Annotated in this window: 21 protein-coding genes and 1 tRNA gene; 13 read left to right on the top strand and 9 right to left on the bottom strand. The window is 36.2% G+C overall.

Going from position 1 to position 24,049, the window contains the following annotated elements; translation table 11 throughout:
• Positions 1 to 129 precede the first annotated feature (129 nt).
• The 5 genes from CO726_RS25515 to odhA form a co-directional block, all read right to left on the bottom strand.
• Positions 130 to 1,671, bottom strand: a complete 1,542-nt coding sequence (locus tag CO726_RS25515) for a SagB family peptide dehydrogenase (protein ID WP_099686114.1) — start codon at positions 1,669 to 1,671, stop codon at positions 130 to 132.
• A gap of 15 nt (positions 1,672 to 1,686) precedes the next feature.
• A complete protein-coding gene (locus tag CO726_RS25510; RefSeq protein WP_099686113.1) occupies positions 1,687 to 3,636 on the bottom strand; it encodes a TOMM precursor leader peptide-binding protein in 1,950 nt (649 codons plus the stop codon).
• Positions 3,633 to 5,552 carry a putative thiazole-containing bacteriocin maturation protein gene (locus CO726_RS25505; RefSeq protein ID WP_099686112.1) on the bottom strand — a complete coding sequence of 640 codons (1,920 nt, stop codon included), beginning with the start codon at positions 5,550 to 5,552 and terminating at the stop codon, positions 3,633 to 3,635. The genes CO726_RS25510 and CO726_RS25505 overlap by 4 nt, the downstream gene beginning before the upstream one ends.
• A gap of 125 nt (positions 5,553 to 5,677) precedes the next feature.
• On the bottom strand, positions 5,678 to 6,928 hold the full coding sequence (odhB, locus tag CO726_RS25500; protein ID WP_099686111.1) for a 2-oxoglutarate dehydrogenase complex dihydrolipoyllysine-residue succinyltransferase: 1,251 nt from the start codon (positions 6,926 to 6,928) through the stop codon (positions 5,678 to 5,680).
• A 132-nt stretch (positions 6,929 to 7,060) separates the two neighbouring features.
• Entirely contained in the window at positions 7,061 to 9,928 is a 2,868-nt protein-coding gene (gene odhA / locus CO726_RS25495; protein WP_099686110.1) for a 2-oxoglutarate dehydrogenase E1 component, read from the bottom strand.
• Between the two features lie 826 nt (positions 9,929 to 10,754).
• Here odhA and CO726_RS25490 point away from each other — a divergent pair.
• From CO726_RS25490 to CO726_RS25465, 5 genes are all read left to right on the top strand, one after another.
• Positions 10,755 to 10,964, top strand: coding sequence for a helix-turn-helix transcriptional regulator (locus tag CO726_RS25490; protein WP_098758762.1), 210 nt, complete (start codon positions 10,755 to 10,757; stop codon positions 10,962 to 10,964).
• A 2-nt stretch (positions 10,965 to 10,966) separates the two neighbouring features.
• The gene (locus tag CO726_RS25485) at positions 10,967 to 11,344 is read left to right on the top strand and encodes a hypothetical protein (RefSeq protein WP_001109902.1); all 378 of its coding nucleotides are present in this window, start codon (positions 10,967 to 10,969) and stop codon (positions 11,342 to 11,344) included.
• A gap of 28 nt (positions 11,345 to 11,372) precedes the next feature.
• Positions 11,373 to 11,555, top strand: a complete 183-nt coding sequence (locus CO726_RS25480; protein ID WP_001178300.1) for a DUF3976 domain-containing protein — start codon at positions 11,373 to 11,375, stop codon at positions 11,553 to 11,555.
• Between the two features lie 324 nt (positions 11,556 to 11,879).
• The gene (locus tag CO726_RS25470) at positions 11,880 to 12,425 is read left to right on the top strand and encodes a hypothetical protein (RefSeq protein ID WP_136699849.1); all 546 of its coding nucleotides are present in this window, start codon (positions 11,880 to 11,882) and stop codon (positions 12,423 to 12,425) included.
• Between the two features lie 157 nt (positions 12,426 to 12,582).
• A complete protein-coding gene (locus tag CO726_RS25465; RefSeq protein ID WP_136699848.1) occupies positions 12,583 to 13,179 on the top strand; it encodes a hypothetical protein in 597 nt (198 codons plus the stop codon).
• Between the two features lie 63 nt (positions 13,180 to 13,242).
• Here CO726_RS25465 and CO726_RS25460 read toward each other — a convergent pair.
• Positions 13,243 to 13,315: transfer RNA gene (locus tag CO726_RS25460), tRNA-Val, on the bottom strand.
• A 188-nt stretch (positions 13,316 to 13,503) separates the two neighbouring features.
• Positions 13,504 to 13,728, bottom strand: a complete 225-nt coding sequence (locus tag CO726_RS25455; protein ID WP_099686106.1) for a hypothetical protein — start codon at positions 13,726 to 13,728, stop codon at positions 13,504 to 13,506.
• A gap of 285 nt (positions 13,729 to 14,013) precedes the next feature.
• Between CO726_RS25455 and CO726_RS25450 the strand changes: the two genes are divergently transcribed.
• From CO726_RS25450 to calY, 6 genes are all read left to right on the top strand, one after another.
• Entirely contained in the window at positions 14,014 to 14,241 is a 228-nt protein-coding gene (locus tag CO726_RS25450) for a hypothetical protein (protein ID WP_000251865.1), read from the top strand.
• A gap of 154 nt (positions 14,242 to 14,395) precedes the next feature.
• On the top strand, positions 14,396 to 15,682 hold the full coding sequence (locus CO726_RS25445) for a D-alanyl-D-alanine carboxypeptidase family protein (protein ID WP_099686105.1): 1,287 nt from the start codon (positions 14,396 to 14,398) through the stop codon (positions 15,680 to 15,682).
• 192 nt (positions 15,683 to 15,874) lie between these two features.
• Positions 15,875 to 16,444 (top strand): signal peptidase I SipW, encoded by a 570-nt coding sequence (gene sipW, locus CO726_RS25440; RefSeq protein WP_087951725.1) that lies wholly within the window; start codon positions 15,875 to 15,877, stop codon positions 16,442 to 16,444.
• Between the two features lie 60 nt (positions 16,445 to 16,504).
• The gene (locus CO726_RS25435; RefSeq protein ID WP_000172849.1) at positions 16,505 to 17,092 is read left to right on the top strand and encodes a CalY family protein; all 588 of its coding nucleotides are present in this window, start codon (positions 16,505 to 16,507) and stop codon (positions 17,090 to 17,092) included.
• A 161-nt stretch (positions 17,093 to 17,253) separates the two neighbouring features.
• Entirely contained in the window at positions 17,254 to 17,988 is a 735-nt protein-coding gene (locus CO726_RS25430; RefSeq protein WP_099686104.1) for a DUF4047 domain-containing protein, read from the top strand.
• Between the two features lie 401 nt (positions 17,989 to 18,389).
• Complete coding sequence (gene calY / locus CO726_RS25425; protein ID WP_087965352.1) at positions 18,390 to 18,983, top strand: biofilm matrix protein CalY; 594 nt, start codon at positions 18,390 to 18,392, stop codon at positions 18,981 to 18,983.
• A gap of 80 nt (positions 18,984 to 19,063) precedes the next feature.
• On the opposite strand, the gene CO726_RS25420 is transcribed toward calY, so the two are convergent.
• Entirely contained in the window at positions 19,064 to 19,387 is a 324-nt protein-coding gene (locus tag CO726_RS25420; RefSeq protein WP_099686103.1) for a helix-turn-helix domain-containing protein, read from the bottom strand.
• A 79-nt stretch (positions 19,388 to 19,466) separates the two neighbouring features.
• Complete coding sequence (locus CO726_RS25415) at positions 19,467 to 19,601, bottom strand: anti-repressor SinI family protein (RefSeq protein ID WP_060630024.1); 135 nt, start codon at positions 19,599 to 19,601, stop codon at positions 19,467 to 19,469.
• A gap of 343 nt (positions 19,602 to 19,944) precedes the next feature.
• On the opposite strand from CO726_RS25415, the gene inhA1 reads away from it, so the two are divergent.
• Positions 19,945 to 22,332 (top strand): M6 family metalloprotease immune inhibitor InhA1, encoded by a 2,388-nt coding sequence (gene inhA1 / locus CO726_RS25410; RefSeq protein ID WP_099686102.1) that lies wholly within the window; start codon positions 19,945 to 19,947, stop codon positions 22,330 to 22,332.
• Positions 22,333 to 22,502: 170 nt separating this feature from the next.
• The gene (locus tag CO726_RS25405) at positions 22,503 to 23,870 is read left to right on the top strand and encodes an aldehyde dehydrogenase (RefSeq protein ID WP_099686101.1); all 1,368 of its coding nucleotides are present in this window, start codon (positions 22,503 to 22,505) and stop codon (positions 23,868 to 23,870) included.
• Positions 23,871 to 24,049 lie beyond the last annotated feature (179 nt).

Genomic DNA, 24,049 nt, shown 5'->3' with positions numbered 1-24,049 from the left:
TTCCTTTCTTTTGGTGATTTGGTTGTGGTGACTTAATTATATCAAAGTTGGACGATTCTTTTTTATGTTTTATGCAAAAAAAGAGGTTGCCCAAAAGTAACTATTCAGCTACTTTTGGGACAACCTCTTCTAATTATTCAAAGCCCCTTTTAACCAATTCCGCGCTCGATACGCCCCAACAGGAATTTGAATCAGTGACGTCTCATTTCCAACATCTATCCCGTACAATTGATCACATGAATTTGTATCAAAACTTAGTAACGGATGCCCGCCCATCCCCATAGCAGTTGCAGCAAAAACGAGTTTATGAACGAGTATACCAGCTTCCATTTGGTGAATGCGGTACCCTCTATAGCCTAATGCATGTGTATAGTAATCTTTCTTTCCGACTACATGTAGGCAAAGCGGTACTTGAAAAAGATTTACGTTATCCATCGTCATACTAGATTGAAGGGGATAACGAAGGTCTCCGTATCGAAGTGGTTGTATAGAATGAGCTTTACTGTTATAAGCGTAAGCACCGTTTTCTATATCTTTTACGTTATAAAAACATCCATATAATGAAACGCGTGCATTTTCATTTACATACTGACCATCAAGGTCGTTGTAATATGGGAAGGAAAGGCTTGCTTCTTGTAGTAAAGTAGCGAGTTCGGCTGCATCCCATTTCGTAAAAATAAAGTCAGCATCAGGGGAATATCGCTTTTTACAAAGTTGTAAGAAATCGTATGATAACCGCTCTACTTTCGGCAGCTGTACAGCGTGGGTATTATATTGATAGTGCTCTTCATGATTCAGTGTTTGGAAGTGTGCTGTCGATTCGATCATAGAAGCTTCATTTATTCTTGTTATCATAGGATATTCATCTACTCGCTTTGATCGAACGAAATGTTCATGTGTTAACGGCGGGATTTGCTGCAACAGGTCATGAGAAGTAACGGTTTTATTTTCACGGTGATCATTGTAAAACCAATCAGTTTGTGGTTCTGTACTGAAAGGAACAACGGCATACACACTTTCTTCGCCTTCTGAAAGTCCGAGTAAATGATTCATTGCACGATCTAAAAACTGAAAATATACGCCATTTGTGTAACCGAACTGTTTGGCACATTCAAGTAATTGACCGATGAGAACACCACTATCTAATCCTTGAAGCCGATATGAAAAGTTATTGTATTTAAAGAAGTTTTTCCAAAACATAGTGGACACAAATACAGCACCAAAACAAGAATGTAAGTTACAGCGATTGCCGAGCGCTTCTGTAATATACGAATCGAAATTACCTTCACGAAGTAAGATAAGTCGGTGATGCGCAGCATCGTAATGGTAAATGCCGTCTGGGTAATCGTCAATCTTTAAATATATATACAATTCATTTGGATATAAGGCACCACCTGAAGGGATAGATCTTCGGAATAAAATTTTCTCGCTATTTAACTGGCATAATTGTGTTAAACCAAATGAATACCAAAGGTAATGACCAATCTCCTCCAAAGTAGGTGTAGTAGAAGAGTTCGGCAAAGACGACGGTATTTCTAAAGAGAGAGGGATAACAGGTACATTTCGATATAATTTATAAGGAAGCGGTGCATCTTCCCAATCCACTTCATGATTCGGCATAATTTCATCAATAGAAAAATGGAGATGATGTAAAAAAGTATCCAGCTGCATGAAATCCCTCCTTTTCTATGGAAACGGATGCGGATGTGGATTTAATTGTTCATTTGTTAAAGGTTCGGCTGTATATCCGAGTGTCATTGGTACAGTATAAACTCGGTCCAACCCTGTAAGTCGAGTAAGATGGTGACCGAACGTCATCGGTAGCATGCCTGGGATAATGACTTTTACACAATGTAATCCGTTTTTTTCTATAAGAGATACTGTTTGATCTACAACGATTACTTCAAGGTCAGATTGATGCAAGCGATTTAAAAGTTGATGAAGATCGGATGTTAAGTCTATATTAAACGATTGTAATGCATTCATTTCTTGGAACGTTTGCACCGGAGCATCTTCACGTAAAAGGAAGTGAAGACGTTCTTCCGCTTCTTTCAATCCGTACAGCATACTATGGTCTTCCATTTTATTTACGAGATAAGGATCGTGTAAGCAGTTCTCGTAGTGCTCTCTTTTTTGTTCGAGTTCATCGTCTGTTATTAGTAACATGCCTGCTATTTCGTGAATGGCACTCTTTAAAGCGCGGACTGGGTCTAAATGAGAGCCACCTGCACAAACAACGTTCATTCCATCTTCACGCGTATTTTTCGCAATTACCCATAAGCTTGGGATGCCGTGTTCCATCGTTGCATTAAAAGCATGTAACTCATACCCGGTAATCGTGTACAGCCGCTGAATCATTAATTGTAATTCCGTATCATTTGCTGAACTAAGATCAAGGCGGGGAAGAGGTAATTCCGTATACCAAGTGAGCAAAAAGGCATCACGCTCTACAACTTCTAAAATGCCGTGAAAAATTGCTTCTTCTAAACTACCACCAATGGCACATCCATTTGATGTTTCATATACGTAAGCATCTCGATGACCGAGGCTATAATAAGCGATTGATTCAGGAACTAAAATTGGCCGGTTTTGTAATAAAGAATAGCCCCATACCCAGTTTTGTTCATAGTCAGGATCAAACGGCTTAAACGGAAAACTGTCACGATTATAATGTTCATTTGTATGTACACCGAGCGTAAGGGGATTCAGTGCGTGATCCTCTAAATCATGAAAACTACCATGCACATTCGTCTTTTTTCCTCGAGGTGACATACCACAATAGCGTTCTAAACCTTCTAAAATAGCAGTCGCTTCACTCATTGCAAATGAATGAGTTCGACCTGCGACACCTTCATTTCCAAACATTAATGGCATGTTTATAATAACATCAGCAAATGGTAATAAAGAATGCTGCATTTTTCCGTTCAACATACCGACCCGATAATCTAAATAATCTTTCGTTAAAAATGTATTTAGTTCATGAATGGAACGACAGCGATATGTTGCATCACTTGTTTTTAAGCTCGGTTGTAACGAAATCGTTGCCGCATCTGCCGTATCATCAGGCAAATTGCTACATACAGGGCAGAGGGGATCTGGAAGAAAAGAATGCCGCGTACATTGCAGTGTTTGTAAGTTTAGTAAAATGAGTTCATGTTCTAAAGAAGAATGGTTATGAGTTAATATTTTCTCTGCTTCTGCACAAATAAGATGGCACATTTGTAACATGCCATTTTGTGTGGCACGTACATCACGTCTTGTTACATTCTCTGCTTTTAACGTATATTTCCGTTGTAGTTCCCACATTTCTTGTTGATCAAATCCAGCGATAAACCGGCGTCCATCAGAGCAGTTGGAACAGCCAGTTGCAAGAGGATGAATGTAAGGACCGATAATACCTTCACCAAATGAAGTAAATGCACGTAGCCATGGAATATGATTCGATCGGAAAATTAGCTCGGCATCATGATGAATAGCAGAAGGAGAGCCATCATGTAATACGAGAGCGAGATAAATATTTTCAGGAAGTTCTTCTGTAAGGCTATGCTGGCGAATGATAGAATATTGTTTGCATAGTTGATCATGTACATAGTTTGCCAGAAGACCATCTCCTATAAGCAATATATTTTGAGTCATAGACTGTCCTCCTTTGCAATTAATACCCCATACACACCATCTAAGTTTTCTTTCAAAAATGATTCAATTGCTAAATCAAATACGAATGGATAAAAATTGTGTTCTTCTAAATGTTGCAAGGCAAGCTGTACAGATTGCACACCTGGAATTTCTTCTTCCGCTTGTATTTCCACTCTAAAAGAAGCAGTGTCATATAAAATAATAGAGGATTCAGGCAAGATATTAGCTCTGTATGGAGTCTCGTCATTTTGAATATGAAGAAGTGATAATTGTAGTGCGTTTCGTAACGCTAACGTCGTATTTATATTAGATGCACCGTACCATCGATCATTTATACCGACCCAAACGACTGGAAAGCTGAGAATCTCTTCACTTATTGCTATTTTAGGTGTTTCATGAATTGTAGTGAGGGCATCGTAATAAAATCTACAATGTTTATCATGAATTTCGGTTAAGGCGACCGTCGTAATTTCTTCTAGCATATGTGACTGCCGTTCATACAGTTTGTTATTTAAATGTTGTTGTAGTGCCCGGTATACACCTTCTGTCATCGTTTCTCCAGCGCCAATACCGATATCGTTATGTTCAGGAATAAGACGGTGTATAATTTCTGCTACATATGTTTCAATTCCTGCTAAACCAGCTTCTCGGCGCGCTTCGTTATGAGTTAAACCACCACAAGTCATAAGAGGCAGGAGGGAAGCAGGGCCATCTGATAATGGTGTAGCTACTTGAACATTGCATTGTGATAACGGTAATTGATATAAATCTTGTTCATCCCACACATGGAATATACCAGCTTCTTTAGAAGTTAATGAATCGAAAAAACGGAATAAATCAGTTGAGGTATGTTGGCCATACCGATGCTCAAGTTTTTCAGAAAGATTTTCTATCGTATCAATTGTAAAACTTTCATCAGTTGCGATAGGATGTTTTATAAAAGGATGCCATGTTCCTTCAAGTGTTTCATAATTTAATAAAAAGAATTGTGGATTGTTTTCTCGATGTGAATCATCAGCAACATGTTTAAATAATTCAAAAACGATTATATTTGCTAACATTGCAGATGTAACTGGTGAAAAGGATGCTAATGAATGTTCATTTTGTAAAGTAGTTTCATGTAGCCGATGCCATGCAGATTCCCAGCATTCTTCACGATTAGCTGTTACGACAGGACCAGCTATACCAAGTGTTGATAAACAGACAGCAGGTATGAGATTCTTTCCTATTTCCTTGCAAATCGTATGAATTGCTCTTAGACCTTCAATATCTCCATTTTGAGAAACGTACAAAATCCAGTCGAAAGGCTCGAACACTTCATGCAGAGGACGATCAATTGTCGTATCAATTTCTTGAACAAGTACAGTATCATCAACTTCATATGCAAGTTCGACTAGCTCATTAATGCGATCGTAATTTGTTTCCGCATAATCTGTCACAAGGTAATGAAAGGTAGGTAATCCAGATTCTAATAAAGAAGAAACTAAGGAAGTAAGCATATCCCCAGAACCAATTATAAGGACATTTGCCCCGCGGTACGTTTCAAATTTTAGAGCACCTGAATGCGAATCAGCTTCTAAAAATTCTATTTGAGAAGCATATCTGTCGAGTAACGCGCTATTTAACTCATGAGGTGCATCTTGATTTACATCACGGACAAATCCATTTCCATATAAAATCTCTCCAATTTCAAGCACACGATTTTGATAGGGGAGAGGGAGACCATCGGTTATTTCTGCTAAAGAATAATTACCGTTAAACATAGGCATTAATTTTTCAATCCAGTTATAAATTCCATCACCGTCCATGCGAAATGAACTGGCGTTATTTCGAAAATAGACACCCCCGTTTGAATCGGGGAGGAAAAAAGTATCCTTATTTACTTTAAGTTTTGCATCAATTGGAAGGTTACTCATTTTAATCCTCCTTACGTTCTAGGCATACATTATTAGCTTATGTTATGAAATTTGTCCCGTATGAACGCAATAAAAAAAGGCTGTAGAATGATTCATTCTACAGCCTTTGATAGATTATTAATCTATCAACCTTCTAATAATAATGATTTTGGATCTTCAAGCATATCTTTAACAGCAACAAGGAAGCTAACTGCTTCTTTACCATCAACGATACGGTGATCGTAAGATAAAGCAATGTACATCATTGGACGGTTTTCCATACGTTCTGCATCAATAGCAACAGGACGTACTTGGATTTTGTGCATTCCTAAAATACCAACTTGTGGGCTGTTTAGGATCGGTGTTGACATTAGAGAACCGAACACACCACCGTTTGTAATTGTGAATGTACCACCTTGTAGTTCTTTTAATGAAAGTTTGTTGTCACGTGCTTTTTTACCTAATTCACGAATTTCGCTTTCGATTTCAGCGAAGTTTAATTGGTTAGCATCGCGTACAACTGGAACAACTAATCCATCTGGAGCAGCTACTGCAATACCGATATCATAGAATTTTTTAATGATAAGCTCGTCGCCTTGAATTTCAGCATTTAATAATGGGAATTGTTTTAATGCTGCAACAACTGCTTTTGTGAAGAATGACATGAAGCCAAGACGTACATCATGTTTTTTCTCGAAAGCATCTTTACGCTCTTTACGTAATTCCATGATTGCAGTCATATCAACTTCGTTAAATGTTGTTAACATTGCAGATGTTTGTTGAACTTCTACAAGACGTTTTGCAATTGTTTGACGGCGGCGGGACATTTTCACGCGCTCAACTGGTTTTTCAAATTCCGTTTTTGCAACTGGAGCAGGAGCTGGACTTTTTGGAGCAGCTGGTGCTTCTTTTGGTGCTGCAGCATGAGCTTGTACATCGTGAGGTCTCACACGTCCAAGTGGATCTGTGCTACGTACGTCGTTTAAGTCGATTCCTAATTCACGAGCCATTTTTCTAGCAGCTGGTGATGCGATAGGACGGTTCGTATTTGGTAAACCTTGTAGAGTTGCAGCTTGCTCAGCAGTTGGAGCCGCAGCTTTCGGTGCTTCAGTTGTTTCTTGTTTTGGTTGCTCAGCAGGTGTACTTACTGCAACTGGTGCTCCGTTTGCATCTAAAATTGCGATAGTTGCGCCAACTTCAACTGTATCCCCAGGTTCGCCTAGTAATTTCGATACAATACCTGAATCTTCTGCAATGATTTCTACATTGACTTTATCAGTTTCAAGCTCAACAACGCTGCCACCTTTCTCAACTTTGTCGCCTACGTTGATAAGCCATTGTGAGATAGTTCCTTCGGTAATAGATTCTGCAAGCTCAGGTACTTTAATTTCAATCATTTTAAATGTCCTCCCCTTATTTGCCTAACGGTGTGTTTTTTCTTCTTTTGTCTTCGGTAATCTCCATTTGTTAGCCCGCCCCCGGGCAGAATATCTGTCCGGGGAACAAGCTAAAAACTTTCGTTGTTACTTTCAGTTGCTGTAAACTTCAATTTCTTGTTTGTCTTGACGGAAGTTATACTTCACATCTAAAGCGTGTGCAACAATTAGTTCTTGCTCAGCTTTGTGAGCGAATGGATCACCACCAGATGGGCTAGAGCGATCTGGGCGTCCAATGTAACCTGTTTTCACTTTATCTCCAGCTAGTTCGAACAGAATTGGAGCCATGTAATGCCATGCGCCCATATTACGAGGCTCTTCTTGAACCCAAATGATTTCTTCTAAGTTTTTAAAGCGTTTAATAATAGATTGAACTTTCTCAGCAGGGAATGGGTACAACTGCTCAATACGAACGATATGAACTTCATCTAAGTTGTACTCATGTTTTCCAGACTCGATTTCTGCAGCTAAGTCAATCGCCATTTTACCTGTAGTTAAAACTAGACGTTTTACTTTGTTTGGTTTTGTACCAAGATTTTCTTGTTCTAGAGCAGGCTGGAAACGTCCTTCGCTTAACTGACTAGCAGTTGAAAGTGTAAGTGGGTGACGTAATAAACTCTTCGGCGTCATCAGTACTAATGGTCGAACAGCTTCTGTTCCTAAGATAGATGCTTGACGACGTAAAATATGGAAGTATTGTGCCGCGCTCGTTAAGTTTGCAACTGTCCAGTTGTTCTCAGCAGCTAACTGTAAGAAACGTTCAGGACGTGCACTAGAGTGCTCTGGTCCTTGACCTTCATAACCGTGTGGTAATAGAAGAACTAAACCAGATTTTTGCCCCCATTTTGCTCTTCCAGCTGAAACATATTGATCAAATAATGCTTGTGCAGTATTTGAGAAGTCACCATATTGCGCTTCCCACATAACAAGAGTTTCTGGAGCGAATACGTTATAACCATATTCGTAACCAACAACAGCAGCTTCTGATAACGGACTGTTATGAACAGAGAATGAAGCGTTAATGTTTGGTAAGCGATGTAATGGTGAATATGTTTCATTTGTATCAGTATCGTGTAATACGATGTGACGATGCGCGAATGTACCACGCTGTGAATCTTGACCAGTTAAACGAATTGGCGTACCTTCTTGTAAAATAGAAGCGAATGCTAATGACTCAGCAAGTGCCCATTCAATTTTACCGTTCTCTTCAAGAGCATCTTTACGGCGCTCAAGAATTTTCTTCACTTTCGGATATACGTTAAAGCCTTCTGGCCAAGATAATAGACCTTCATTAATTGCACGAAGTGAGTCAATCTCAACACCAGTATCAATTGGATGGATGCCTTTTGCAACAACATCAGGCACTTTAACGTGAATTGTTGCATCGCTTGTATCAGCTGGTGGTACTTGTGCATAGTCAGATTTTAATTGCTCTTGTATAAACTGAGTAATTGTTTCAACCTCATCTGCATTTAGAACGCCAGCAGCTTGTAATTGGTCTGCATAAATCGCTCTTACAGTTGGGTGATTTTTAATCTTTTTGTACACTTGTGGTTGTGTAACTGCTGGGTCATCCATTTCGTTATGACCGTAGCGGCGGTAACCAATTAAATCGATTAAGAAATCTTTTTTGAACAATGTACGATATTGAATTGCAAGGTTAGCAGCAGCAAGACAAGCTTCCGGATCATCAGCGTTCACATGAACAATCGGAATATCGAAACCTTTTGCAAGGTCACTTGAATATTTCGTAGAACGAGAATCATAGCTATCAGTCGTAAAACCAACTGCATTGTTTGCGATAACATGAATTGTTCCGCCTGTTTGGTACGCGTTCAATCTGCTTAAGTTCAACGTTTCAGATACAATACCTTGACCAGGGAATGCAGCATCACCATGAACTAAAATTACGAATGATTTTGAAGTATCTTGTTCTGGAAGACCAGATTTTTTACGATTCTCTTGAGCAGCACGTGCGAAACCTTCTACAACAGGGTTAACGAACTCAAGGTGACTCGGGTTATTTGCTAATGTAACGCGAGTGCTAACTTTTTCGTTACCAACGACTTGTTCTCTACCTAAATGGTATTTCACGTCGCCAGTCCAGCCAGAATTTGCCACTGCGCCTTCTATTTTTGCATGTTTGAACTCAGCAAACATGTGACTATATGGTTTTTCTAATACGTGTGCAAGTACGCTTAGACGACCGCGGTGAGCCATACCAATCATGACATCTTCTACGCCGCCCTTTGCACCTTCTAGAACAATTTCATCTAGAACAGGTACAAGCATATCAACGCCCTCGATAGAGAAACGCTTTTGCCCAACGAATGTTTTATGCAAGAATTGCTCGAAACCTTCAACAGCTGTTAAACGTTTTAAAAGAGCAGTTCGTTTTTTATTTGATAGTGGTTGACGCAATGAATTTGATTCCACCATTTGATGCAACCACGCGCGTTCTTCACTATCTTGTATATGAGAAAATTCATAAGCTAAAGATTTTGTATAAACGTCTTTTAATCTATGAATTACATCAAGTGCAGTGTGAATACCTTCTGGTGCATCTTGCCATACTGTTTTAGCTGGAATCGCTTTCAAATCAGCATCGCTCAGTTCGTTCATCGCTTTCTCAAGAAGAGATTGTCCATTTGCAGCATCTTCCATCGGATTGATGTGAGCCAACGTATGCCCGAAAGAACGAATCTGTTCAACAAGCTGAACGACTTTAAGAATTTTTTCAATGTTCCCTGTGTTTTGAGGAGAAAAATGTGTTGCTGTGTTGTCCCCTGTTACGACATCATCTTGAAACGAAGGAGCTCCAAAAATTTCAAAAAGCTCTTGTAATTCCGGATCAACAGAACCTGCTCCAGTTACGTAAAGATCATATTGTTCAATCACATAACCAAGGTTCGGACCATGGAACTTGGCCCAAGGGTTTGTCGTTGTATTCTTCCTCGTCATTTGTTTAAACCTCCCAATGCATATAATCCTTTTTCCATACAAAAAGGTGCATTTTGCTCTTTTCAATAATTGATGAACCAATAATCAATGTAAATGTTTTTCTTTACTCTTATGTTATTACAATAATTTACATAATACCAAACACTATTACTTATCTGTTTTGTAAAAAAACATTCACAATAACTTATCACCCAAGTTAATCTTTCATGCTATAAAGTAATTTTACAGAAAAATGGGGTGGATATATTTGGTATACCTATACAAATAACTAAAATTGTTGCATGTAAATATAAGTATAATAGTTAGAATGTTTCGGTAAAAATAAGTTCGAATTATGTATATTGAAATAATAAGCGCTTTCATTGATATTATACAACAATATAACGGAATATAGTATAAAAAATAAAAAATTATGAATTTAATGTAAACTTTATTTAGATAGTGTTAAATATTGAAAGGAAAATGAAGGATTTCTACAAAAAAAGTTGCTAAACATAAAAAATGCTTCATAAACAGTTAGTTTCTATAAATATGACGAAAAACACTTTAAAACCAATAACGCATTTTGTGGAATAAAGAGATAAATGAAATATTTTAAAAGGATAAAACCAATATGGAGATATTAAATTTTAAAAAAAGAGAGGAGGAGATATAGTAACGGTTATTTACAGTGTTCCGTGTTTTGTTTCAAAATAGACGTACTGAAATTGAAAAAGTTTCTTCTATATAAATAGCGTGAATAATAATCAAAACTAATGTAAAGGAAGCTTGACGTAAAGTTTACTTTACATGTATACTCGGTATAAGGGAGGAGGGAGATATTTCCTTGGAAAATAAAATGGTCGAATACCGAAAAAAATTTGGACTATCTCAAGAAAAATTGGCTGAGAAACTTGGAGTTTCCAGACAAACCATCATTTCAATTGAAAAAGGAAAATACGATCCATCACTTCCATTAGCATTTGAAATAGCAAAAACATTTCAGACAACGATAGAACATGTATTTATGTATGAAGGAAAAGAAGGGGAGGAGTAAAGATGAACTATTCACAAAAGTACTTCGTTATTATGGGAATTATTTTTCTATTTATGAGTGGATTTATGATATTAACAGGTATAATGACGCATTCTGCCCCGCCGGCTATAACTTATCCATTACTTGGGATGATGATTATGAGTTTCTGCTTAAGTTACTTGCACCCACAATTTAAAGAAAAAGATGAGCGAATGAAACTCATTCGTTATAAAGGAATGTTCGTGACCTTTTTTGCACTAACCGCATATTATCTTCTTTTCTCTATCGGCTTAAATTTAAAAATACTTACACTATCTGCTACTGAACTATTGAACATACTTATGGCACTTACGATGAGTACAGTTTTTATCTCATTTGTTGTTTTATCGAAAAGATATTAAGATGGAAGAGAGAAAGGAAGATTAACATATGCAAATGATGTATGCTTTTGGCATTGGGCTTGTATTATTTTTAGCCGTATTCTTATTTATTCGGAAAGACGTTCAAGGTGGAACGTTAACGAAAAGAGGCTTTTATAAAATGATCGGCTGTTTAGTTGTTATGTTTATAGCGATTATTGTAATGATCGTTTTAATAAATCAATCACTATAGAATATAAAAATGGAACCTTACTTTAGTGAGGTTTTTCTTTTTGGTATAAAACCCTAAAATACCCATGTAATGAATAGAGGGGCACTACAAAAGAGAGACTTTATTTTATACTTATTATTTGCTGCTATGAATATATCGCTTTGGTTATCGCTTATGATCTTTGATCGAAGTATGTGGATGGTAGCGGGGCATTATGTACTTGGAGCAATTGTTATTGTTTTTTCGAATATGAATAAGAGATAAGCCAGCAATCTTAAAGTTGCTGGTTTTTATTTTGCTATTTATAATGAAGAAACAAATTTTTAATAGAGAGTAGTGGGCATTATGAGATGGAAAGCAGGAACTTTTGAAAAAATAGAAACGAATGACTCATCTATTGAGAAAATTATAAACACGTTTAAGGAACAAAACTTAAATGGTGGCGCAATAATAAGCTGTTTTAAAGTACATGACGAACAAGTTTTCAAAGAAATACCTTATGAAAGAGATAGATACGAGCATTTTTTTAGAAAAATCTTCAGTTCTTTAGATATAATCCAAGACTTAGAGGAATTAAAAATACATACATCAGAAAAATATAAATCTCAATTTCAATATAGAAGTGCGGTAATGCTTGATGGGAGTATTGCATTTCAAATTATAAGAGGAGGAGCATATAAATACTTTCCGGAGAGAATGGTAATCGCGAAGCAATTAGCGAGCGATGTATGCCAATATATGTTCCAAGATCGTTATGAGGATATTATAGCATTCGAAAGTCATGCTCCTTGGACAGATTGGTTTTATGATGTTGCATGGGATAATACTTGGATGGTGTTAGATAGTAAGGAGCATAAATTGTGGTTCATTTGTGCTGCGGATACGGATTGATAGAAAAGGGCCTTGTAGGAATGCTACAAGGCTTCTTATCTGTTGGGAATGAATAGAAAATAAATCATATAAATGTTATACTAAAAAACGTTTGTAATGTCAGTTTCATACTATTGTATAATGCTGACTTACTAGAAAAGATAAGAGGAGAATGAGCGTGCAAAAGATAAAGAAATTATTACTGTTAATGATGGTAGTAGGATTAACAGTAGGTGTTTTAGCAGGGTGTGCAAATCCGAAAGATACTACAGAAGAATTTTTAACAGCGATACAAAAAGGTGATGTAGAAAAGGCTCGTACATTTGTTGAGAGTGACAAGGAATTTAATAAACTAAATGAAAAAACAGATGATGCTGAGGCAAAAGCAATGCTAAGTGCAATTACGAAAAACTTTAAATTTGAAAAGCTAGAAGAAGTATCGAAAAAGGATGACAAAGCAGAAGTGCAAGTGGAAATTACATCTGCCGATCTATCTGTTGCTGTAACAAAAGCTGTGGGAGAAGTTATGCCAATGGCCTTTGCTAGCGCTTTTAGCGAAGACAAAGAACAATCTGAAAAAGCAATCGAAAAAACAATGACATCAACTATCGTCAAAAACTTAGCGGATAAAGATGCAGCAATGGCAACTCGCAAAGTTACATTGAACTTAAAGAAAGACAAAGGTGGCGACTATAAAATCGTTGCTGATGATAACTTGAAAGAAGTATTGTTTGCTAATGCGAATTCTTTGGAGAAGATGTTTGGTGGGAAGTAATTGAATTAGATAAAAAAAGAGACACCATATCACGTAGAAGGTTGATATGGTGTCTCTTTTTTATGACCCCGGAGAGGCTCGAACTCACGACCTCCACCCTGTCAAGGTGGCGCTCTCCCTGCTGAGCTACGGGATCTTCAAAATGTGTATGTAACAGCATCTTTAATTTTTATGCTAAAGTAATTATATATAATTAACTGAAATTTTACAATATTTTTATATTAATCTTTTGAAAGGAAAGTATTTGGAAGTACGCTAGTAGTGTATTAAAGAATATATAAGTAGAGAATTTAATGAAAGGTGGGTTCGAATAAAGCGGTTATATTATTTTTTTCTATACCAATCCCAAGGACCTTCATCACTTAAATCAACAAGAAAAGGGAATAGGAAGTGTAAAGGTAAGCTTAAAAGTTCTGGCATAGCGTTCACTGTTTTCTTTGATAGATATTGCCTTCCAAAACAATACGGACAATCTTTTTCAAATGTCACTAGTATCGACCATACATCTTTTACTTTCCATTTCGTTTTACAAAACGTACAGCGCGCCATGGAGTTCCTCCTCGTTTTCAGGTGTTTTCTAATATATTCCATTTTATTGTACTAAAATCATTTGTATTCGGTGTGATAAAATATAAGTCGGTTTGTTTTTATGTGAATTTATTTAGTAGTTTATAATCATTTACATATTGTTTGACATTTTTGTAGGATGATAGATTTGCAGTTTCAAGATCCAAATTGGCCAATATATCCTTTTTACAATTTACTTAAAATCATGTATAACAGAGATACAAGATTATTTTATAAATATTCAAGAGTAGAGGGAGAATTATTGTAATGGTAAGGAAAACGTTCAAGATGCGCGTATCTAGAAATAGAACGATTTCGATTAATGGCTCGATTCTTGATGTGGATGTTACACATGATGAGTTTTTACAAGAGTTTGTTGAGTGGGTCGATTCTAAAGGTTGGTCGTTTATGGGGATGACAGATGAGATTACACCTGAGGAAGCTAGTCAAAATTTAATAGATTCATTGATTGATGAGAAGGATAAGAAAGAATAATTCTTTCTTATTTTTTATTGTATATTTATGTTCTTTATCGTAAAAGTATGATATAGTAAAAAACAGTTAATATTCTTCCAATTTAATACAAATTGCATATGAATTGGTAGATTCAGTTTTTTTACTGTGGGAGTATATGAAAAGGGAGAGTCATATGGTAAATTTTAAAAAAATCTTGGCTTTTATTACCGTTATTTGTTTGTTTTTTTTAACACCTATGACGTTACGTGCTGAGACAAATATTGGAGTGAATCCAGAACAAGTGGCACCACCACCTAAGGAAGGGCCAAATGTTTTTAGTCAGTTTGCAACTACGATTGATGCGAAAACTGGAGATGTTTTGTACGATAAAAACGCACATCATCGTGCATTTCCGGCTAGTATGACAAAAGTGTTAACGGCGATTTTACTTATGGAGCATACGAAACCAGAGGATCAATTTACGTTTTCACAATTAGCATTAGATCAAGAGAAGAGTAATTATCAAATTGAGTTTCAACCTGGTGAGACGGTTAATAGAAATACTGCACTTATGATTTTAATGGTGCTGAGTGCGAATGATGTGTCGTATGCGATTGCGGAGCGTATTGGTGGAAGTGTTGAGAATTTTGCTAATATGATGAATGAGAGAGCGAAGCAATTAGGAGCTATAGATAGTCATTTTGTCACACCGAATGGATTGCATGATCCGAATCATTATACTACGCCATTTGATATGGCCATGATTACAAGAGGTGTACAAAAGTATCCTGAAATTTTACAAGCGATGAACACGAAAAGAACGACAGTTACGACATCTAGGCAGACGGTGTCTATTTTTAATAAATCTACTTATTTTGAAAATCCATTTAGTATTGGTGGGAAGACGGGTTTTACAAATGAAGCGCGCAATACACTCGTTTTATTAAATGAGAAGGATGGAAATCGTATTATAAATGTAGTAATGGCTTCTCAAAGACCTGAAATTTATGAAGATTTAAAGCAGATGGCGGACTATTCTTTCGGTCAATTTGTGAAGCAAACTGTACTAGATAAACATAGTTGGCATCAAAAGACAACGTATTTAAATAAAGATATTGATAGCGAACTTGAACAAAGTGCAGAACTGATGCTTAAGAAAGATGAAGGGAAAAATGTGAGGACGACTTTCCGTGCTGCTTCATTAGATAAAGATTCTTTGTATCATAAAGGAATTCATCGTGGTGAGGTAGTTGGTGCAGTTGATATTACGAAAAATAATCAAACAATTGCGACGATAAATGTTCTTTCTAAAGAAGATGTTACTTTTGCGATGCCTAAAAAAGATACGGTTGAGCCTGAAGTAAAAGACTCAAATGTGAAAATGATAAGCATTGGGATAGGTGCTGCCATATTATTTGGAGCCATTTTATTTGTAGTGCTACGCCGAAATACAAAAGGAATGGGATCAGAAGAAAAATAAATTACTAGTTTAAAAGACTGTGAAGAGACTTTGTCACAGTCTTTTTTTATGTTGGAAATAACTGATAATTATAAATTTTCTTATTGCATTTCCATTTAGTTCGTTATATTATTTACTTGTGTTCTTGTTAAAGAACGAAGGTGAATATTGCATACTTCAAATAATATAAAACAGCGGAGAGGGAGAGAAACGATGAAATTAATTTGGAAGGTGATTAGCAACGTTATCTCATTTGTTTTATTTGCGTTAATGGTTTGCTTAGCTTTTGTAGTTATTTCTTCAAAAGCGAGCGGTGGTGATCCAACGGTGATGGGATATCAATTTAAGAGTGTTCTTTCAGGATCGATGGAGCCAACATTTTTAACAGGATCAATCATTGCGATAGAACCGACGAAAGATGGTTCTAAATATCAAAAAGGTGATGTTATTACCTTTAAAGAGAAAGATGAAAAAATTATCACTCACCGTATTATCGGTGTGAAAGATACAAATGGAAAAGTAATGTATGAAACAAAAGGGGATAACAACAACGGCCCTGATTTAGAACCAGTGCTTGCGGAGAATGTCATTGGGAAATATGCAGATATTACAGTTCCTTATGCAGGGTATGCATTAAACTATGCAAATTCAAAAGCTGGAGCTGCTTTGCTTCTTATTATTCCAGGAGTCTTTTTACTAGGCTATTCCGCGATTTCTATTTTTAGTGCTATTCGTAGCATCGACGGAGAAAAGAAAGAGAAAAAAGTAGAACAATCCGTCTAGTTCGTTTGGTTATACTTTCCGGTTAGGAAGTTAACAAATATATATTAAGGGGATATGGGCATGACTTTAAAGAAAAAATTAGGGATGGGTATCGCATCAGCAGTATTAGGAGCGGCATTAGTTGGCGGAGGAACATTTGCATACTTTAGCGATAAAGAAGTGTCAAATAATACATTTGCGTCTGGTACGCTTGATTTAGCATTAAATCCATCAACAGTTGTTAATGTATCGAATTTAAAGCCTGGTGATACAGTTGAAAAAGAATTTAAATTAGAAAATAAAGGGACATTAGATATTAAAAAAGTACTACTAAAAACAGATTACAATGTTGAAGATGTGAAGAAAGATAATAAAGATGATTTTGGTAAACATATTAAAGTAACATTCTTAAAAAATGTAGACAAGCATGAAACAATCGTAAAAGAAACAACGCTAGATAAATTGAAGGGTGACACACTTACTGCGGTAAATAACGATTTAGCTGCTTGGTTCTGGGATGAAAAAGGTATTTCAGCAGGTAAATCTGATAAATTCAAAGTGAAATTTGAATTCGTTGATAATAAAAAAGATCAAAATGAATTCCAAGGCGATAAGTTACAATTAACTTGGACGTTTGATGCACAGCAAGGCGATGGTGAAACAAAATAATAAGGACAACAAAAAGAGACTATCGAAAGTGATAGTCTCTTTTTCTGCTAAAAGCGAAATGTAAAAAGAAAGATAATTTTTATATCATTTTGTAATTCACTTTATTATAATAAAGATATAGTTCTTGATAAAGAACAAGTTGTTCGATAGGAGAGATTAAAATGCTGAAGCAACCTCGTAAATTCAAAAAGATGCTTATATTGCCATGTTTGTGTTCTATTACTTTTTATTTAGGCTCTCAAATGATGACTTATACAGAAGCAGCTTTCATTCATGAAACGAAAGTAGAGGCCACTATTTCTACAGCAAGTATTTTTCCGAAAACAGTTGATCAATTAATAGAACAAGCTAAGCAGCATAAGGAAGTTATTTTGCATGAGTATGAAGGGATGAAATCAAAATTAACTGTTAGCTCCGCTCAAGAGTTAGAACAGGCGCTTGTTATATGGAAGCAAGGGCGAGAGAAAATAGCTACTGAGAGAGAATCGTTACAAAAAGTATATAAATCAATAGAAGAACCTTATAATCAAGTACAAGAAGAGTTAAAAGGAAATGGAACTGAATCGAATAAGCAAGTATTCTCGTATGTGAATGCTGGTTTTCATATAGTGAAAGAAAACTGTGAGTATGTTGATAAAGAAGTTAATTTACAGGTGATTGATAAACAAATTCAAGATTTTGAGAAGTTACTAGTAGATGAAACAGCAAAACAAGTGAGTGAGGCTGAGAAACAAAAGGAATTAGAAGAGAAGAAGAAACAAGAGGAAGCGAAAAAACTAGAAGAGAAGAAACAAGAAGAAGCGAAAAAACTAGAAGAGAAGAAGAAACAAGAGGAAGCGAAAAAGCTAGAAGAAAGTAAAAAACAAGAAGAACAGAAAAATAAAGATAGCAAGTAAATTATAGTAATACTCCAAAGTAGATAGGGATTATAAAACAGATAGGTGAGAGAGCACTATCACTCGCCTATTTTTCGTGTCCTTCTTATTTTATTTAGCCACTTAGAGGTAGTTAGATGGATGAAGGCTACTAATTAGTGGGGGATAGGTCAAAAAAACAACAAATTTTTTCTCTATTCCTCAAAAATTTGCCGAAAATTCAGAATAATATTGAGAAATAAAAATAACTGAAAATATTAATAAATATGTGTTGTATTTATATAGTCACGTTCGTTATAATGAACTTAAGGTTTTTAAAAAAGAACAAATATTAGCTAAGCTAATATAGCTTTAGCTACATCTCTTATTTTAAATAAGAGATAGCAATAAAAAATATAAAAAACAGCTAGGGGGAATTGATTGTGAGTCTGAAAAAGAAATTAGGTATGGGAGTTGCATCAGCAGCATTGGGGTTATCTTTAATTGGTGGAGGAACATTCGCTTACTTTAGCGATAAAGAAGTATCGAACAATACATTTGCAGCTGGGACGTTAGATCTTACATTAGACCCTAAAACGCTTGTAGATATTAAAGATTTAAAACCAGGGGATTCTGTTAAGAAAGAATTCTTATTAAAGAACAGTGGTACGATAGCAATTAAAGATGTCCAATTAGCAACAAAGTATACTGTGAAAGATGCAAAAGGTGATAATGCTGGTGTAGACTTTGGTGAGCATATTAAGGTGAAATTCATTTGGAATTGGGATAAACAAAGTGAGCCTGTATATGAAACAACATTAGCTAAGTTACAAAATGAAAAGCCAGATGTTTTAGCTAAAGCAATCTTTGCTCCTGAGTGGGGAGAAAACGGTGGCTTAGATGCTGGTACAGAGGACTATTTATGGGTACAATTTGAATTCACAGATAATCAAGAAGATCAAAATAAATTCCAAGGTGATTCATTAAACTTAGAATGGACATTCAACGCTCATCAAGCAGATGGCGAAGAAAGATAATAAATAAAAAAAGCGGGTATCCCCCGCTTTTTTTTATAAAGAAAAAAGAAGTGCCGATTGTAAGCACTTCTTTCTATTTATTATTTTTGATCTTGCTTCCATTTTGTAAATTCAAGAAATTCACGAAATTGTTCTTTGGAGACGCCAGAGCTCATCGCATCTTTAACGAGTTGTGTCCATTCGGAGTCTAGGTTAGTTTCCTTTGTTGTTTCATCATGAAGTAAAGTATCAACTGGAATTTGTAGAACTGCTGCGATCTTTTCAAGAAACTGAATGGAAGGGTTTTTTTGTAAATTTCGTTCTATAGAACTAATGTAAGATTTAGCAACACCGGCTTTTTCGGCAAGTTCAGTTAATGAAATACCTTTTTGTAAACGCAGGCGTTTTATACGTTCTCCAATCATATTTGCGCACCTTTCTATCAATATGTCGTCTTCTTATGATGTCATTATTATAACATAAACTTCGCTAAAAAGAACAAACCTATTGAGCCTGGCTTGATGGTTTCGTACGTTGGAAAAAATGTTCGATATCTTGCAGGGCGATACCAGCGTCTAGAGCTTCAAGTATTAAATCAATCCATTCTTGATCCAATGCGTCAGTCTTATCTTTGTACAAATGTAATTCCTCCCTAATTATCGGTCATAACTGCTGCTACAGAATACGTGATAATGCAATCGGATTTTGTATTTTTATGTAGTGAATTATCAAATATTTTATAGATAAAACAAAGATAAAATCCCCATTAAATTCCCTCTATGGCGATTATAAAGTTTCTGACAAATATTTTCAATATTTTCAGAAAACATTGTTGAATTGTGATATATTCGTATGCAAACTATGGAATTTTTACAAATATATTAAAAACATTACATAATATGACTAAATATTGAAAAAATATTGAATTTTTAATAAAATTCAATTTGTAATACATATTATTTATTAGGGGAGGAAATAAGGGATGAACAAGAAACCGTTCAAAGTTTTATCATCAATCGCTTTGACAGCTGTACTAGGCCTTTCGTTCGGAGCTGGTACTCAATCTGCATATGCTGAAACGCCTGTGAATAAGACAGCTACGAGCCCAGTTGATGATCATTTAATTCCGGAAGAACGTTTAGCAGATGCGCTAAAAAAACGTGGGGTAATTGATTCGAAGGCTTCAGAGACAGAAACAAAGAAAGCTGTCGAAAAGTATGTAGAGAACAAAAAGGGTGAAAATCCTGGGAAAGAAGTAACAAATGGGGACCCGCTTACGAAAGAAGCATCTGACTTTTTAAAGAAAGTGAAAGATGCAAAAGCAGATACGAAAGAAAAGTTAGATAAACCTGCAACAGGAACACCTGCAGCGACAGGGCCAGTTAAAGGTGGTCTAAATGGTAAAGTACCAACATCTCCAGCAAAGCAAAAAGAATATAACGGTGAAGTTCGTAAAGATAAAGTACTCGTTTTACTTGTAGAGTACGCTGACTTTAAACATAACAATATCGATAAAGAACCTGGTTATATGTATTCAGAAGATTTCAATAAACAACATTATGAAAAAATGTTGTTCGGTGATGAACCATTTGCGTTAGAGGATGGAAGTAAAATCGAAACGTTTAAACAATATTACGAAGAGCAATCTGGTGGTAGTTACACAGTAGACGGAACGGTTACTAAATGGTTAACAGTTCCTGGTAAAGCGGCTGATTACGGTGCGGATGCTGCTACAGGTCATGATAATAAAGGACCAAAAGGACCACGTGATTTAGTAAAAGACGCATTAAAAGCAGCTGTAGATAGTGGTATTGATTTATCTGAGTTTGACCAATTCGATCAATACGATGTAAATGGTGATGGAAATCAAAAGCAACCGGACGGTTTAATCGATCACTTAATGATTATTCATGCAGGTGTTGGACAAGAAGCGGGCGGTGGTAAATTAGGTGACGATGCAATTTGGTCACATCGTTGGACAGTTGGACCAAAACCATTCCCAATTGAAGGTACACAAGCGAAAGTTCCATATTGGGGCGGAAAGATAGCGGCATTCGACTACACAATTGAACCAGAAGATGGCGCAGTTGGTGTATTCGCGCATGAATATGGTCATGATTTAGGTCTTCCAGATGAGTATGATACAGACTATACCGGTCATGGTGAGCCAATTCAAGCTTGGTCTGTTATGAGTGGCGGAAGCTGGGCTGGTAAGATTGCAGGAACAACGCCAACGAGTTTCTCACCACAAAATAAAGAGTTTTTCCAAAAAACAATTGGTGGTAACTGGGCGAATATCGTAGAAGTAGATTACGAGAAATTAAATAAAGGTATCGGTCTAGCAACATATTTAGACCAAAGTGTTACGAAATCAGCAAGACCAGGTATGATTCGTGTAAACTTACCAGATAAAGATATAAAAACGATTGCTCCAGCATTTGGTAAGCAGTATTACTACAGCACAAAAGGTGACAATCTTCATACAACGTTAGAAACACCGCTGTTCGATTTAACGAATGCAACGACTGCGAAATTTGATTTCAAATCGTTATATGAAATCGAAGCAGAGTATGATTTCCTTGAAGTACATGCTGTAACAGAAGATGGTCAAAAAACGCTAATTGAAAAACTTGGTGAGAAAGCAAATAGTGGAAATGCAGATTCGACAAATGGAAAATGGGTTGACAAATCATATGATTTAAGCCAATTCAAAGGTAAGAAAGTAAAATTAACATTTGAGTACATTACAGACGGTGGTTTAGCATTAAACGGTTTCCTACTTGATAATGCTTCATTAACAGTAGATGGTAAAGTAGTATTCTCTGATGATGCAGAAGGTACACCACAATTTAAATTAGATGGTTTCGCAGTTTCTAACGGAACTGAGAAGAAAAAACATAACTACTATGTAGAGTGGAGAAATCATACTGGATCAGATAGCGCATTGAAATTTGCTCGCGGTCCAGAATATAACTCTGGTATGGTTGTATGGTATGCAGACTCAGCTTACACAGATAACTGGGTTGGTTTACATCCAGGACATGGTTTCCTTGGTGTAGTTGATTCTCATCCAGAAGCAATTGTAGGAACTTTAAATGGTAAACCGACAATTGAAAGTAGTACACGATTCCAAATCGCTGATGCGGCGTTCTCATTCGATAAAACGCCAGCATGGAAAGTTGTATCTCCAACGCGTGGAACGTATACGTATAATGGCTTAGCAGGTGTGCCAAAGTTTGATGATTCGAAAAAGTATATTAATCAACAGATTCCAGATGCAGGACGTATTTTACCGAATCTTGGTCTGAAGTTTGAAGTTGTAGGACAAGCTGACGATAATTCTGCAGGTGCTGTTCGTTTATATCGTTAATACAGTAAAACTACCGAGAGATTTTCTTTCGGTAGTTTTTTGTGAGCAATGAATTTTATATAGAAGAAGAAATTATATATAATGTAACTTTACGAATGAAAATTAGTTACATAAAAAGTATATATAAATAATGAAAGAATTGGATGAAAATAGTGGGAGAAGGTGGATGAATGAGTGTTTCTTCTATTGTAAATAAACAAAAAACATACTTTTATAATGGCCATACGAGAAGTGTAGAAGTGAGAAAGAATAATTTGAAGAAGCTTTATAAAGGCATTCAGCGTTTTGAAGAAGAAATATTTCAGGCGTTGAAATTAGATTTAAATAAGTCAGTTCATGAGTCGTTTACAACGGAAGTTGGATATGTATTAAAAGAAATTTCCTTTCAATTGAAGCATATTTCATCGTGGAGTAAACCGAAGCATGTTCGAACAGCACTCACTCATTTTGGATCAAAGGGAAAAGTAGTGCCCGAACCGTACGGTGTGACGCTTATTATTGCACCTTGGAACTATCCGTTTCAATTAGCAATTGCACCACTTGTAGGAGCGTTGGCAGCTGGAAATACAATCGTTTTAAAGCCGTCGGAGTTAACGCCAAACGTTTCAAAAGTGCTTACGAGAATGTTAGAGGAATTATTTCAAGAAGAGCTTGTAGCGGTAGTAGAAGGTGGTGTAGAAGAGAGTACGGAATTGTTAAAGGAACCCTTTGATTATATTTTCTTTACAGGCAGTGTGGGCGTTGGGAAAGTTGTCATGGAAGCAGCTGCGAAACAGTTGACGCCGCTTACGTTAGAACTTGGCGGAAAAAGCCCATGTATTGTACATAAAGATGCAAAAATAGACGTAACAGCAAGACGAATTGTGTGGGGGAAGTTTTTAAATGCAGGGCAAACGTGTGTAGCACCTGATTATATGTATGTACATGCTTCGGTGAAAGAACAATTAATCGAGGCATTGCGAAACGAAATTGCGGAGCAGTATGGTAAAGAGCCACTGCATAATGATAATTACGTACGAATTGTGAGTGAGCGTCATTTTGAACGATTATGTCGATTTTTACAAGATGGTCAAGTCGTAATTGGCGGGAACTATAAGAAAGATACATTACATATTGAACCGACAGTAGTAACGAACATTACATGGCAAGATGCGGTTATGGAAGATGAAATTTTTGGTCCGATTTTACCAATTGTAGAATACGACAACATAGAAGAGGTAATTGGCACAATACAGCAACATCCAAAGCCGTTAGCGTTATATGTATTTTCTGAAGATAAAGAAGTACAAAAGAAAGTGACGAGTAATATTTCATATGGCGGAGGCTGTATTAATGATGTTGTCTATCATCTTGCAACGCCATATTTGCCTTTTGGTGGCGTCGGCAGTAGTGGATTAGGGAGTTATCATGGGGAAGAAAGTTTTCGGACTTTTTCACATTATAAAAGCATTTTAGCCCAATCTACGGCATTCGATATGAAAATTCGTTACTCTTCTACAAAAAGTGCTTTAAAATTCATACGAAAGTTGTTAAAATGATGATGGTGTTTATCAGTAGGCGTAGCCGTATGATAATAGCCCCTTCGCAATGGAAGGGGTTTTTCTGTTCGACATTATGTATCGTGCGAAAATGAATCAAACATACTACATAAAGAATAGAAGTGAACGCTTGCTAAATAACCATTTTTGTTTGGATCGAAACAAAAAATAGTCTATAG

The organism is Bacillus fungorum (assembly GCF_002746455.1).
In the GTDB taxonomy this organism is placed as follows: domain Bacteria; phylum Bacillota; class Bacilli; order Bacillales; family Bacillaceae_G; genus Bacillus_A; species Bacillus_A fungorum.
This window is presented reverse-complemented; position numbering and strand designations above follow the sequence as displayed.